Annotated in this window: 1 pseudogene; it reads right to left on the reverse strand. The window is 72.0% G+C overall.

The features are described 5' to 3' along the window. Positions 1-38 precede the first annotated feature (38 nt). Positions 39-225: pseudogene (locus F0L46_RS25020) on the reverse strand (cytochrome-c oxidase, cbb3-type subunit III); the annotation flags it as partial.

A 225-nucleotide genomic window follows, 5' to 3' on the forward strand; every position in this document is an offset into this window, starting at 1 on the left:
CCCCCGGCCCCTCTCCCATCGGGGAGAGGGGAGAGCCCCTACTTCGTCCCGCCCCCCAGCGTGTGCACGTAGACCGTCAGCGCCTTGATGGTCGCCTCGTCGAGGCGGCCGGTCCAGGCGGGCATGACGCCGCCGCGGCCGTTGGTGAGGGTCTCGACGACCGCGGCCTTCTCCGAGCCGTAGAGCCAGATGCCGTCGGTGAGGTTGGGGGCGCCCATCTCCTTG

This window comes from Salinarimonas soli (assembly GCF_008386575.1).
GTDB lineage: Bacteria > Pseudomonadota > Alphaproteobacteria > Rhizobiales > Beijerinckiaceae > Salinarimonas_A > Salinarimonas_A soli.